A 12,212-nucleotide genomic window follows, 5' to 3' on the forward strand; every position below is an offset into this window, starting at 1 on the left:
TATCTGGGGGCTATCCACGCTGAAGAAAAAGGGAGCAGAGATCAAAAAGTCATCCCCCTCCCCCCGAGGAAAACGCTTTAGGGTTCAGCGAAAGGAAGCGGGAGCTCAGCCCCCCGGCGCACCATGAAGACATTCAGGGTCATGGCGACCAGGGCGTAATAGCCGAAAACGCCAATCAGTTCGACAGTAGCAGCTTCGCCGAAGGCCTTGATCGCCTGCTCATACAGCTCGGAATCCACACGGCGCATGGTATAGAGCGATGTACCGATGCAGTAGACGAGACGTTCATCCTCGCGAATAAACGGCGGTTCTTTCCCGGTTCTCAATGCCTCGATGATTTCATCGGATACACCAGCATTGCGCGCAATGGGTTCATGAATCTGCCATTCCGCCTGTGACTGCCACCAGGTCGCCGTGAACAGAATCGCGAGCTCGGTGAGACGCAGTTCCAGCTGCGTTCCGTATCGGCAAAATGCACCCAGGCGCTGGGCATGATTTGCCAGTTCAGGGCTGTGAATCCAGGCCAGGAAAGGCCCATCGAGATTGCCGCGCGGGCCACTGAGTATCTCGTTGAGTACGTCCTGCTGAGGAGCACTCATCTGTTCCCGGGCGAGTTCGGTAAGACGCGAAGTGATTTTCATAGCCATGCCTCCTTAAAGAGATCGCAACACTGTGCCGATGGCGTCGTCCAGTTTCTGCACCAACTCATCCAGGTGGTGGTCTTCCAGAATGAAGGGTGGGGCCAACAGGATGTGGTCGCCCACGCGGCCATCTACGGTGCCGCCCATCGGGTAGCACATCAGTCCGTGCTCCATGGCCGCTTTCTTGATTTTGGCGTTGACCTTCAATGCTGGATCAAAGGGCGTTTTGGTCTCGCGATCTGCCACCAGTTCAAGCCCCTGGAACAGGCCTCGGCCGCGTATGTCTCCGACATTCGGATGGCTGGCAAAGCGATCGAGCAGACGATTGCGAAGCCCGTCGCCCTGCTCTCTTACGCGTGGCAACAACTGCTTTTTATCGATCACGGTTTGCACGGCAAGTGCTGCGGCGCACGCTGTCGCGTGACCAATGTAGGTGTGTCCGTGCTGGAAGAAGCCGGAGCCCTGCGCAATCGCATTACGGATTCGCTCACTGACCAAGGTGGCGCCTATGGGTTGGTAACCTGCACCCAGTCCCTTCGCGACAGTGATCAGGTCGGCACTGATGCCTTCCTGCTCTGCGGCGAACAACGTCCCGGTGCGGCCCATGCCGCACATTACTTCGTCGAGAATGAGCAGGACGCCGTGGCGATCGCAGACTTCACGGATGCGTTTGAAGTAACCCGTTACTGCCGGAACGGCGCCCAAGGTGGCGCCAACCACGGGCTCGGCAATAAAGGCCATTACGTTTTCAGCGCCCAGGCGCAGAATTTCCGCATCAAGCTCTTCAGCCAGGCGAATGGCGAACTGCTCAGGCGTTTCACCTGGACGCTGTTCGCGATAGGCGTAACAAGGGCTGACGTGGCTGACATCAATCAGCAACGGCTGAAATTGCTGGCGACGCCACGCGTTTCCACCTGCTGCCAGTGCGCCCAGGGTGTTGCCGTGATAGCTCTGGCGGCGGGCAATCACATGCTTGCGTTGAGGCTGGCCCGTCTCGACAAAGTACTGGCGAGCCAGTTTCAGTGCCGCTTCTACGGCCTCTGAACCGCCGGAGACGAAGTAAACCGAGTCGAGTCCCGCCGGCGCACGCTTGACCAGAAAGTCGGCCAGCGCCTCCATGGGCTCGGTGGTGAAGAACGAGGTGTGCGCATAGGCCACTTTACCCACCTGCTCGCGAATGGCCTCGATGACATCATGGTCGCTATGACCCAGGCAGGAAACGGCGGCGCCACCGCTAGCGTCAAGGTAGCGATGACCTTGGCTGTCGATGAGGTAAGGGCCATCACCCTTGACTGCGGTTGGATAGCGCTGGGTAAGGCTGCGATGGAATACGTGGCTCATGGTATCTCCGGGCTGCTTGGCAGGCTTTTTTTGCAAAGAATAATTGCATCAAAAATAAATGCAATGATTATTTGCCTACATGGTCGAGGCCACAGCGCGGGATGAAAAAGGACTTTTGAGCCGTTACGGCAAGGAAATCAGGGCGTGTATGGCGCTTTTCGGGAGAGATGGTTGAACGTTGGAGTTGCAAATAAACGTTGCATTTGCAATAAACGCGAAACGAAACTGCAAAAAAGCAATCGTTTCTTGCACGCTTGGCGGGAGGTGCGACGTTTGCCTCATCGCTGTAATGCCGAAGGGGCAAATTACGTTTGGCGTGGCGGTTTGGAAATAGCTGGGTAGTATAAGGGAATCAATCGACTGCGCAGTCTGCTGCGCGCTCTTAAATAGAACACGAACATCGTGATATGGATGCTGCAATGGCCATTCCTACTGAATCCGCACCGGACACGGTCGCCGGCTTGAAGCTACTGCTTGAGTCCATCGAAAAGCGAGAAACTGACGTATCGCTTGGCAGCAGTTCCCGTCGGGTGCTGACTGCGCTGATCGAGTCCCCTCAGCGGGCGGCTGTTTCTTCGATAAGTGAGCTGTCCGAACAGCTTGGGGTAAACGCTTCTACCTTTTCCAGGTTGGCGCAACGTCTGGGCTACAGTGGGTTCAGCAAATTTCAGGACGTCTTTCGTCGAGAGCTGACCGAGGGGCGGCACTTCTATAGTGACCAGGCGACCCGGTTGTTGGTGCGCGCTGACAACAGCGACACCATCAGCCAGCTAACCCGGCTGGGCCGTCAGGAAAGTGCGAACATTGCCAGCATGATCGAGCAAGTCGACCCGCAGATTTTTGAAGCCGCTGTCGCGCTTCTCTCGAACGCCAAGCGCGTTCGCATCCACGGGATGCGGCAGTTCAACTCACTCGCATTGTTCATGGCATACGGATTGGGAATGCTCCGCCCGGACGTTGCCGCATTGGACTCAAGCCGACAGGGGGTTGCCGATGCGCTCGCCCAACTGGAAGAAGACGATGTACTGGTCGTCGCCAGCTGCTTCCCCTATACCCCGAGCGTTATCGCCACTGCCGAGGTGGCAGCCAAGCATGGGATCCGCATCATTGCGCTGACTGACTCTGCCAGCTCGCCCTTGGCGAAAGTGGCACAGCACAGCTTCTACGTACCTAATCAAAGCCTGTTCTTCAGTAACAGCATGTGCGCATTCATGCTGCTGGCACAAGGCATGCTCAGTGCTGTAGCGGGACGATTGGGAGAGGCTTCGGTCTCTGCCTTGAAGTACCGGGAAGCACTGATCGCCGAGCTGAACGCGTCGCTTTGATCGCACAATGCACCTTGCTTCATGCAGGGCGGGTGCATTTGCAATGCAGTCTGCCCTGAATTTTTCATCGTAAGCCCCTCCTGGTTTTTCCTCAGCAAGACGAAAAAATCCTTGTAAAACAATAAATTATTCTTATTTGGCTTCCATGGCTGGGTGTTTTTACTCGCCCACGCCGCGCAACAAAAGATTGCAAATGATTCTGATGCATGCAAATCTTCGCATCGACCGGCCAAATAAAATAAAAAAACCTGCAAATGCAAAGAATTACTGCCTTCAACCAAGAACATTCGCCCATAAAACAACAAGGGAACGTCTTATGAAGAGCCTCTACATCGCCCTCGGTCTTACCTTCGCTGCAGCAATCACCAACGTTCAAGCAGCCGACCCGCTGACCGGTACCCTCCAGAAGATCCAGCAATCTGGTGTGATTACCGTTGGCCACCGTGAGTCCTCAATGCCCTTCTCGTACTACGACGATCAACAGAAGCCCGTAGGCTACTCGATGGACCTGTGTGCCCAGGTGGTCGAACAGGTCAAAGCTGCCGTGGGCAAAGCCGACCTGAAGGTGCGCTACCAGCCGGTGAACTCGTCTAACCGCATCGCTTTGGTCAAGAACGGCACTGTCGATCTGGAGTGTGGTTCCACTGCGAACTACCTGGAACGCCACAAGGAAGTCGCGTTTTCCTATTCGACCTTCTGGGTGTCGAAGCGACTCATCAGCAAATCCGGCAGCCCCTACAACACCATCAATGATCTGGCGGGCCAGTCGGTTGTTGTGACTCAGGGCACAGACACGGCGCTGTTGATTCGCAAGGTTAACGATGAGCGAAAACTCGGCCTGCGCATTCAGTCGGGCAAAGACCATGCAGAGTCGCTGCTGATGGTCCAGACCGGTCGTGCGGCAGCGTTCATGGAAGATGACATCCTGGTGTCCAGTCTCCGTGCCAAGGAGCGTGACCCTTCTCAGCTCAAGTTGCTGGACGACACCTTCGGTGGTGACCCGTACGCCCTGATGTTCCGCAAGGATGACCCCCAGTTCAAACAGCTGGTCGACGACACGCTGGCCGGGCTCATGAGCAGTGGGAAGGCTTCCGAGCTCTACAGCAAGTGGTTCCTGAGCCCGATCCCGCCACAGGACATCACGATCAACTTCGCGATGCCGGCCAAGCTGAAAGAGCTGTTCGAGCAGCCATCAGACCAAGCGTCGAGCTGACCCGGATACCCGTGCTGGGCAGCCAGCCCAGCCTATTAAATCAAGTGAGTAATGCATGGATCGTCCAGGGTTCAGGACGCCCCATGCGTGGGAGTTCGTAATGTCCCTTGATCTGAATATTTTTTTCGAAGCGTCGCCTGATCCAGGCGTCACGTATGCCGGCATGCTGTTGTCAGGCCTGGCGTGGACGGTAGCACTTGCACTGCTTGCATGGGTGCTGGCCTTGATCGTTGGCACAGTGGTCGGTGTCGCACGTACGTTGCCGGTCAAATGGCTTGTAATACTGGGCAACGCTTATGTGGAGATTTTCCGCAACATTCCGCTGCTGGTGCAGTTGTTCCTCTGGTATTTCGTGCTTCCGGAAATACTGCCTGTCGCCATCGGCAACTGGATCAAGTCCTTCGATGCACCTTGGGGGCCGTTCTTTACGGCGCTGATCGGGCTCGGTCTGTTCACTTCGGCGCGTATTGCCGAGCAAGTGCGAGCGGGGATCAATTCGCTTGCCAAGGGGCAGCGCAACGCCGGCTTGGCGGTGGGCATGACCCTCGGTCAAACCTATCGGTATGTACTGCTGCCGATGGCTGCACGACGGATCATCCCGCCCCTCACCAGTGAGTTCATGACCATTTTCAAAAACTCGTCAGTGGCGTTGACCATCGGTGTCATCGAGCTCACCGCTCAGGCCCAGCAGATGAATGAGTTCACCTTCCGCACCTACGAGGCATTGGGTGCCGCCACGGTCATCTACATCATCGTTGCTCTCACCGTGAACCAGCTCATGGCGCTTATCGAGCGCAAGAGCTTTATCCCCGGCCTGATCAAACAGGAGCGCTGAAATGATGGATCTTGATTACAGCGTCCTGCTGCGCGCGCTGCCGTACCTGGGCGAAGGCTTGCTCTTTTCGCTGCAAATTACCTTGGTCGCAATGGCAGGCGGCATTGTCTTCGGTACGTTGTTGGCGCTGGCACGCCTTAGCCGTTATAAAAAGTTGGCGACTGTTGCCGCCGGCTACGTGAACTTGATGCGTTCGATTCCACTCATCCTGGCGATTTTCTGGATTTTCTTTCTCATCCCGGAAATCGTTGCCTGGCTCATTGGCGCTGATCACCCGGTTCAGATCGGCACTACCCGCACCGCATTCATCGCGTTCACGCTGTTTGAAGCGGCCTATTTCTGTGAGGTGATTCGCGCCGGGATCCTGGCCGTCCCGCGCGGTCAGGAAGGCGCCGGCCAGGCGCTTGGGTTCACTTACGCGCAGAACATGCGCTATGTGGTGCTGCCGCAGGCATTCAGGGCAATGATTCCGGTGCTCCTGACACAGACCATCATCCTGTTCCAGGACACCTCTCTGCTGTACGTGATTTCTGCCACGGACTTCCTCGGTGCTGCCTCGAAGGTCGCCCAGCGCGATGGTCGCCTGGTGGAGTTCTACACCTTCGCGGCAGTCGTCTACTTTGCCATCTGTTTCACGCTGTCAAAAGTCGTAAAGCGCTACCAGGCGCGTTTGAACAAAAACGTAGCGCACGCTTAAGGAGACTCTCCGTGATCAAAATCGATAACGTTTCCAAACACTATGGCCCATTCCAGGTGCTGAAGAACTGCTCTACTGAAGTGAAAAAGGGAGAGGTCGTTGTGGTCTGTGGGCCTTCCGGGTCCGGCAAGTCCACGCTCATCAAGTGTGTCAATGCGCTTGAGCCGTTCCAGCAGGGTTCGATTACCGTCAGCGGCGTTTCGGTCGGTGATAAAAAAACCAACCTTCCCAAACTTCGCGCTCAGGTCGGCATGGTGTTCCAGCATTTCGAACTCTTCCCTCACATGAGCCTGACCGAAAACCTGGCGATCGCCCAGATCAAGGTACTTGGCCGTGGCCGTGAAGAGGCCATGGACAAAGGGATGAAACTGCTGGAGCGTGTTGGCCTGAAGGCCCACGCACACAAGTATCCAGGGCAGCTTTCCGGCGGTCAGCAACAGCGTGTAGCCATCGCCCGGGCCTTGGCAATGGACCCGATTTGCATGCTGTTTGACGAGCCCACCTCTGCACTCGACCCCGAGATGATCAACGAGGTCCTGGACGTGATGGTCGAACTCGCACAAGAAGGGATGACGATGATGTGCGTGACGCATGAAATGGGGTTCGCCAAAAAGGTCGCCAACCGGGTCATCTTCATGGACCAGGGAGAAATCATCGAGGACCGTGAGAAACATGCGTTCTTCGAGACCCCGGCGTCTGATCGTGCGCAGCAGTTCCTTTCGAAAATCCTCACCCATTGACTCCCGCAGCGGGAGGAGCGCCTGGTGCTCCTCCCCCAGCGACCGATTAGCCTGTAGGCTGATCGCCTTTGTCGTTCACCGCCGGAAAACCAATGAACAAACTGATCCTTCCTGTCGCCATCTTCGTTAGCGTGATCATCGCGGGGAAAATAACCGAGCACTTCGGTGTGCAGGGCAGCTGGAGAGTCGGCTTGCTGTGCCTCGTGGCAGTCGTCGTGCAGATCGCAGTGACCCAGTACCAGCGCACGCAGCGCAACAAGGCTCAAGGCTGACTAGCATTCAGTTACCCCTTGCAGTGCAACGTCCACCGCCTCGATAAGCAACTGCGCGTGCGCTTGCGTAAACGCCAGTAGCGGCCGAATCTTCAGTACGTTTTCAAGCGGGCCGGCGGCACTGATCAGCACCCCCTGTTCACGCATCGCATTGACGACCCTGCGCGCCTGCTCGGCCGCGGGGTTCCTGGTCGACCGGTCAGTGACAAGCTCGACACCGAGGAACATGCCCGCCCCCCGCACGTCACCGATCAATTCATGGCGCTGCGCAAGCGCTGTCAGCCCGGCCAGCAGGTAGCCGCCGATATCATGCGACCGCTGCTGCAGCTGTTCTTCCTGGATGACGTCCAGCACTGCACGGCCTGCTGCACACGACACCGGGTTGCCGCCAAAGGTATTGAAGTAGCGCATGTGCTTGCCGAAGTTATCGACGACCTCGGCGCGCCCGACGATGCCGGCGATGGGCTGGCCATTACCCATGGGCTTACCCAGCGTGACAATGTCCGGGCGCACGTTGTGCCGGGTAAAACCCCACATGTTCAGACCGGTACGCGCAAAGCCTGACTGCACCTCATCGGCGATGTACAGCAGGCCTTCGGCCTGGGCCAACGCAACGCCCTCAGCGAGAAAGCCTGCCGGCCCGGGCAGCACGCCGTCGCTGGAGAAAATGCCATCCAGCACAATGGCTGCGGGACGGATGCCGTGTGCTTTCATATCGTCGATTGCGGCACGCACGTCGGCGGCGAAGGTCGACGCCACGTTGTCTGCCCCCAGACGGTAAGCGTCAGGGGCGCGGACGGTGCGTACATGTGCCGGCAGCACCATGCCACGGCCGAGCGATGGCGAAAGTTCGGCGATGTCTCCCGTTACGCCGTGGTAGGCAAACCGGGTGATGATGACGCCGGTACCGCCGGTGTATTGCTTGGCGATGCGCAGCGCAAGGTCATTCGCTTCACTGCCGGTGCAGGTGAACATGACCCGATCCAGGCCAGCAGGGAAAGTGTCCAGCAACTGTTCGGCATAGTCGAGAATGCCTTCCTGCAGGTAGCGGGTGTGCGTGTTCAGCTGCTTCGACTGCCGATACATTGCCTCCACCACACGGGGATGACAGTGCCCGATGGATGCGACGTTGTTGTAGGCATCCAGATAACGACGGCCCTGCTCATCGAAAAGCCATACGCCCTCCCCTCGAACGGTATGCAGCGGTCGTTCGTAGAAAAGACGGTAGGCCGGGCCCAGCAGGCGCTCGCGGCGCTCGATCAAGCGCCGTTCCGCTTGCGAAAGCCGGGTGGCGTCGTCTGAGGTGAAACCGTTGACCATGCTCATGCTTTGACCTCGCGCAGGCACGCTGAAAAAATTCGATCTTCCATTTCAGATCGGGACAGAGACGACATCGCATCCAGGTTTGCCCACGCGCGCTGGGCGTTTCGAAGGATGTACTCACGGTTCTCAGGATGAAGCTCGGCGCGCCATGAGTTGATGCAAAGCGCCAACGCCAGCCGCGTGGCCAGCAGCTCTGGCAGCAGCGCCAGTTCTTCAGGCGTCAGCGGATTGTGCTGGTGGTAAGCGCCAATCACATCCAGTGCCGGCTCCAGCACTTCGCCGACCGGCCCAAGGTGGTAAGAAGCCGCAACCGCTACTTCGTTAACCAAAGGCGCGTACACCATGTCACCGAAATCAAGGATGCTGCGCAACACATCAGGACGTGCGACCTCCACGATAATGTTATGCGGGTTTGTGTCGTTGTGAATGACCTGCTTGCGAAGCCCCGGAACCCGGGGCAGGACGACAGATTCGTAGCGGTCCAGCGTTTGCTCGACAAGGCTTCGCCCCTGCCCTGGTTCGATATGAACCAGCAGCGGTCGAAGGTGCGCAGCATGCTGCATGTCCCAGAGCAGCGCATGCCCGGCGGCAGGATGAGTAAAGCCTTCCAGCGCTACGTCAAGCCGGGCAATCGACCGCCCGATTACCTGGCGAAACGCCGTTGTCGCGCGACCTACCCTGTGAAGGGGCATACCGTCTGCAAACGACATAAGCCGGGCCAGCATGTGCTGCCCATCAATCTCGACCAGGGTGGCGTACTGGCCGGCCAGCGACGGATGCACGCGTTGAACCGCTAGCTCGGGATCGCGAAGCTCGATCCTTCGCATCGCCTGGTTGTGGAAATCGACCACCTCGGGGTTTTCCAGCGGATGCGAAAGCTTGAACAAACGAGATGACCCGTCTTCAAGGATCACGCGGAAATTGAGGTCGCGTTCTCCGCCGAGTTTTTCGAGCTTGGCGCTTAAACCAAAATGCTGCTGGAGCACAACGCACGCTTGCACATCAGTGACCCGCGCTGGGGCAGCTTCCAGCAAGCTGTCATCAACCGCTAAATTTTCAAGGGGCATGGCTCATGTCCTCATCCGGCTTGCTAATGGCGCCCCGTTGTTCAGGGGCGCCATGCCTCACTTATTGACCCAGGCGTTGAAGCGCTCCTCCAGGTCCTCACCATGATCGATCCAGAATTCAGCGTCGGTAGCCCGGGCATTCTTCAGGTTTTCGGGTGCCGTCGGGAGCTTTGCACCAACGTGTTTGTCTACCAGGCTCATTGCGTTCGCGTTGCTGGGCCCATAGGGGATGGCTTCGACGAAATTCTTCTGTTGCACAGGCTCGCTGGCGAATGCGATGAAGCGTTCTGCCAGTTCCTTTTTTGGTGACCCTTTCACGATCGCCCAGTGGTCGAGGTCGTAAAGGCTGCCATTCCATTGCATTGCAAATGACTGGCCCTCCTCCTGGGCAGAGGTGACACGACCGTTGTAGGCCGAAGTCATCACCACGTCACCGGCTACCAGCCATTGCAGCGGCTGTGCGCCGGAATCCCACCACTGGATGTTGGGTTTGATTTCGTCGAGCTTTTTAAACGCGCGTTGAATACCCGCTTCAGTACCCAGCAGCGTGTAGACGTCCTGCTTGTTGACCCCGTCCGCCAGCAGCGCAAACTCCAGGGTGAATTTCGCGCCGCGACGCAGGCCGCGCTTGCCGGGATATTTCTTCATGTCCCAAAAGTCTGCCCAGCCTTGCGGGCTGTCAGCGAGCTTCTTGGGGTCATAGGTCAGCACGGTCGACCAGATGAAAATGCCGACGCCACAGTCACTGACGGCGGCAGGAAGGAAATCTTCCTTCTTGCCTATCCGGCTCCAGTCCAGGGGCTCGAACAACCCTTCACTGCAACCACGGATGAGCTCGGGGGACTCGACCTCGACAACATCCCAGCTGGTTTTGCCGGTGTCGGCCATCACCTTGATCTTGGCCATTTCGCCATTGTAGTCATCCGCCGTAATGGTCGTGGCGCTCTCGGCGGTGAAGGGTTTGTAGAACGCTTTTTCCTGGGCCTGGCGATTGTTCCCGCCAAAGGACACCACGGTCAGCTTTTCAGCGGCGTTCAGCGGGCCTGCAAGTGTTCCAAGCAAAAGTACAGCTGCGATTTTCTTATTCATGCGTCTCTCCAGGTCAGCTACAGGGGGTGGGCAGCTTTAAAGGGATGGCAGTTTTCTTGTAGTGGCAGCAATCGATCGAACGTGGCGCTTCCCCGGTGGGGATGAAAGCCATTAAAACACAATAAAAATATGATGCATCATATTTTCATCTACACTTGTCCTCACCAATGACAGGGATCCCGACATGACCGATCAACGTACTTTGCTGCTCACCGGTGCGAGCCGGGGCATTGGCCACGCTACCGTGAAACACTTCAGCGCTGCGGGTTGGCGCGTGTTTACCGCTTCGCGGCAGGATTTGGGCGAAGGCTGCCCCTGGGCCGAAGGGCTGGCCAACCACATTCACCTCGACCTCGGCAACGTCGAGGACGTACAGCGCAGGCTGCCGGAAATCAGGGAGAAGCTCGGTGGCCGTCTGGATGCACTGGTCAACAACGCCGGCGTTTCACCCAAAGGTGCGGATGGCGCGCGACTGGGGGTTCTGGAGTCCGACTACGCGACCTGGCTGAACGTTTTCAACGTCAACATCTTCTCGACAGCCCTGCTGGCTCAGGGGCTTTTCGAGGAGCTCAAGGCGGCAAAAGGCTCTGTCATCAACGTCACCTCCATCGCAGGTTCTCGCGTTCACCCGTTTGCAGGTGTCGCTTACGCCTGCTCGAAAGCAGCGCTATCAGCCCTGACGCGCGAGATGGCGCATGACTTCGGGCCACATGGCGTTCGCGTAAACGCGATCGCGCCCGGGGAAATCGATACCGCCATCCTGTCTGCTGGCACCGAACTGATTGTTGAGCGATCGATCCCGATGAAACGCCTGGGCAAACCCGAGGAAGTCGCCGCACTGGTGCACTTTCTCTGCTCGCACGGCGCTTCGTATGTCAATGGCGCAGAAATCCACGTAAACGGTGGGCAACATGTTTGAGTTACTCGATAATCGCTGCCGGTAGCCTCCCCTTTCCAGCCGGGCATGTGCCGCATACGAGTACGCGATGAATTACCCCATTGAGAACCTGAAACACTCCTACCTTGGCAGCGGCATCTACGGCTTGCTCCGGGAAGCCTTGATCACCGGCCGCTTCCACCCTAACGACCGGCTACGCATACGTGATCTGGCCGAACAACTGGGTACGAGTGTTACGCCGGTGCGGGACGCCATTCTGCAGTTGGCGAAGGAGCAGGCGCTGGTTCTCAAGACACCGAGAGACATTCGCGTCCCGGTGCTGACCTCCAAGCAGTACCTGGAGATCAGGAGCATCCGCCTCGAACTCGAAGGCCTGGCAGCCGAGACCGCCGCATCGTTAGTGACCCCACAGCACCTGCTGCGGCTGGAAACCTGCATTGAAAACAACCTTGCGGCGATCAAAGCCAATGACCTGGCCTCCGCCTTGACCTTCAACCACCAGTTTCACTTCGCGTTGACGGAAATCGCCGACATGCCGGTACTCTCCAACCTGCTGGACGGCTTGTGGATGCGTACCGGGCCGCTCATTGCCCGCGCGTATGGCAGCTTTAACGAGCGCATGGCGATTGACCACCACTGGGATGTGCTCGACGCCCTGAAGCAACGCGATGGCGCGCAAGCGCGCAAGGCCATCTGCAGTGACATCCTTGATGGCAGCCAGAAAATGCTGGAGTACGTTCAGCTGGAGCATGATTGCGCGTGACCGGCCGC

Annotated in this window: 13 protein-coding genes; 8 read left to right on the top strand and 5 right to left on the bottom strand. The window is 57.7% G+C overall.

The genetic code is table 11. The features are described 5' to 3' along the window. Nucleotides 1-77: 77 nt before the first annotated feature. Nucleotides 78-641 carry a carboxymuconolactone decarboxylase family protein gene (locus I5S59_RS14075; RefSeq protein ID WP_197877160.1) on the bottom strand — a complete coding sequence of 188 codons (564 nt, stop codon included), beginning with the start codon at nt 639-641 and terminating at the stop codon, nt 78-80. Nucleotides 642-653: 12 nt separating this feature from the next. Continuing rightward, entirely contained in the window at nt 654-1,982 is a 1,329-nt protein-coding gene (locus I5S59_RS14080) for an aspartate aminotransferase family protein (RefSeq protein ID WP_197877161.1), read from the bottom strand. A gap of 419 nt (nt 1,983-2,401) precedes the next feature. On the opposite strand from I5S59_RS14080, the gene I5S59_RS14085 reads away from it, so the two are divergent. From I5S59_RS14085 to I5S59_RS14110, 6 genes are all read left to right on the top strand, one after another. Beyond that, nucleotides 2,402-3,307: a MurR/RpiR family transcriptional regulator gene (locus tag I5S59_RS14085; protein WP_197877162.1), complete on the top strand. Its 906-nt coding sequence runs from the start codon at nt 2,402-2,404 to the stop codon at nt 3,305-3,307. A 316-nt stretch (nt 3,308-3,623) separates the two neighbouring features. After that, nucleotides 3,624-4,520, top strand: a complete 897-nt coding sequence (locus I5S59_RS14090) for a transporter substrate-binding domain-containing protein (protein WP_197877163.1) — start codon at nt 3,624-3,626, stop codon at nt 4,518-4,520. Nucleotides 4,521-4,575: 55 nt separating this feature from the next. Then, on the top strand, nt 4,576-5,355 hold the full coding sequence (locus I5S59_RS14095) for an amino acid ABC transporter permease (RefSeq protein WP_232239754.1): 780 nt from the start codon (nt 4,576-4,578) through the stop codon (nt 5,353-5,355). Between the two features lie 4 nt (nt 5,356-5,359). Continuing rightward, the gene (locus I5S59_RS14100; RefSeq protein WP_197877222.1) at nt 5,360-6,052 is read left to right on the top strand and encodes an amino acid ABC transporter permease; all 693 of its coding nucleotides are present in this window, start codon (nt 5,360-5,362) and stop codon (nt 6,050-6,052) included. An 11-nt stretch (nt 6,053-6,063) separates the two neighbouring features. Next, nucleotides 6,064-6,792 carry an amino acid ABC transporter ATP-binding protein gene (locus tag I5S59_RS14105; RefSeq protein ID WP_197877164.1) on the top strand — a complete coding sequence of 243 codons (729 nt, stop codon included), beginning with the start codon at nt 6,064-6,066 and terminating at the stop codon, nt 6,790-6,792. Between the two features lie 92 nt (nt 6,793-6,884). After that, nucleotides 6,885-7,064: a hypothetical protein gene (locus I5S59_RS14110; protein ID WP_197877165.1), complete on the top strand. Its 180-nt coding sequence runs from the start codon at nt 6,885-6,887 to the stop codon at nt 7,062-7,064. On the opposite strand, the gene I5S59_RS14115 is transcribed toward I5S59_RS14110, so the two are convergent. The 3 genes from I5S59_RS14115 to I5S59_RS14125 are packed head-to-tail and all read right to left on the bottom strand — an operon-like array spanning nt 7,065 to nt 10,543. Next, nucleotides 7,065-8,390, bottom strand: a complete 1,326-nt coding sequence (locus I5S59_RS14115; RefSeq protein WP_197877166.1) for an aspartate aminotransferase family protein — start codon at nt 8,388-8,390, stop codon at nt 7,065-7,067. Further along, nucleotides 8,387-9,454: a phosphotransferase gene (locus tag I5S59_RS14120; protein WP_197877167.1), complete on the bottom strand. Its 1,068-nt coding sequence runs from the start codon at nt 9,452-9,454 to the stop codon at nt 8,387-8,389. Before I5S59_RS14120 ends, I5S59_RS14115 begins: the two co-directional genes overlap by 4 nt. A 57-nt stretch (nt 9,455-9,511) precedes the next feature. Next, a complete protein-coding gene (locus tag I5S59_RS14125; RefSeq protein WP_197877168.1) occupies nt 9,512-10,543 on the bottom strand; it encodes an ABC transporter substrate-binding protein in 1,032 nt (343 codons plus the stop codon). A gap of 184 nt (nt 10,544-10,727) precedes the next feature. Between I5S59_RS14125 and I5S59_RS14130 the strand changes: the two genes are divergently transcribed. Beyond that, complete coding sequence (locus I5S59_RS14130) at nt 10,728-11,462, top strand: SDR family NAD(P)-dependent oxidoreductase (protein WP_197877169.1); 735 nt, start codon at nt 10,728-10,730, stop codon at nt 11,460-11,462. 67 nt (nt 11,463-11,529) lie between these two features. Next, nucleotides 11,530-12,204 carry a GntR family transcriptional regulator gene (locus I5S59_RS14135; RefSeq protein WP_197877170.1) on the top strand — a complete coding sequence of 225 codons (675 nt, stop codon included), beginning with the start codon at nt 11,530-11,532 and terminating at the stop codon, nt 12,202-12,204. The last annotated feature ends 8 nt before the right edge of the window (nt 12,205-12,212 follow it).

Source organism: Pseudomonas alkylphenolica, assembly GCF_016009175.1.
In the GTDB taxonomy this organism is placed as follows: Bacteria; Pseudomonadota; Gammaproteobacteria; order Pseudomonadales; family Pseudomonadaceae; genus Aquipseudomonas; species Aquipseudomonas alkylphenolica_B.

Bases quoted from the DNA above. Each gene is read 5' to 3' on its own strand.
- I5S59_RS14115 (WP_197877166.1), bottom strand. From the start codon at position 8,390: ATGAGCATGGTCAACGGTTTCACCTCAGACGACGCCACCCGGCTTTCG.
- I5S59_RS14085 (WP_197877162.1), top strand. From the start codon at position 2,402: ATGGCCATTCCTACTGAATCCGCACCGGACACGGTCGCCGGCTTGAAG.
- I5S59_RS14090 (WP_197877163.1), top strand. From the start codon at position 3,624: ATGAAGAGCCTCTACATCGCCCTCGGTCTTACCTTCGCTGCAGCAATC.
- I5S59_RS14095 (WP_232239754.1), top strand. From the start codon at position 4,576: ATGGATCGTCCAGGGTTCAGGACGCCCCATGCGTGGGAGTTCGTAATG.
- I5S59_RS14135 (WP_197877170.1), top strand. From the start codon at position 11,530: ATGAATTACCCCATTGAGAACCTGAAACACTCCTACCTTGGCAGCGGC.
- I5S59_RS14100 (WP_197877222.1), top strand. From the start codon at position 5,360: ATGGATCTTGATTACAGCGTCCTGCTGCGCGCGCTGCCGTACCTGGGC.
- I5S59_RS14075 (WP_197877160.1), bottom strand. From the start codon at position 641: ATGAAAATCACTTCGCGTCTTACCGAACTCGCCCGGGAACAGATGAGT.
- I5S59_RS14080 (WP_197877161.1), bottom strand. From the start codon at position 1,982: ATGAGCCACGTATTCCATCGCAGCCTTACCCAGCGCTATCCAACCGCA.
- I5S59_RS14125 (WP_197877168.1), bottom strand. From the start codon at position 10,543: ATGAATAAGAAAATCGCAGCTGTACTTTTGCTTGGAACACTTGCAGGC.
- I5S59_RS14110 (WP_197877165.1), top strand. From the start codon at position 6,885: ATGAACAAACTGATCCTTCCTGTCGCCATCTTCGTTAGCGTGATCATC.
- I5S59_RS14120 (WP_197877167.1), bottom strand. From the start codon at position 9,454: ATGCCCCTTGAAAATTTAGCGGTTGATGACAGCTTGCTGGAAGCTGCC.
- I5S59_RS14130 (WP_197877169.1), top strand. From the start codon at position 10,728: ATGACCGATCAACGTACTTTGCTGCTCACCGGTGCGAGCCGGGGCATT.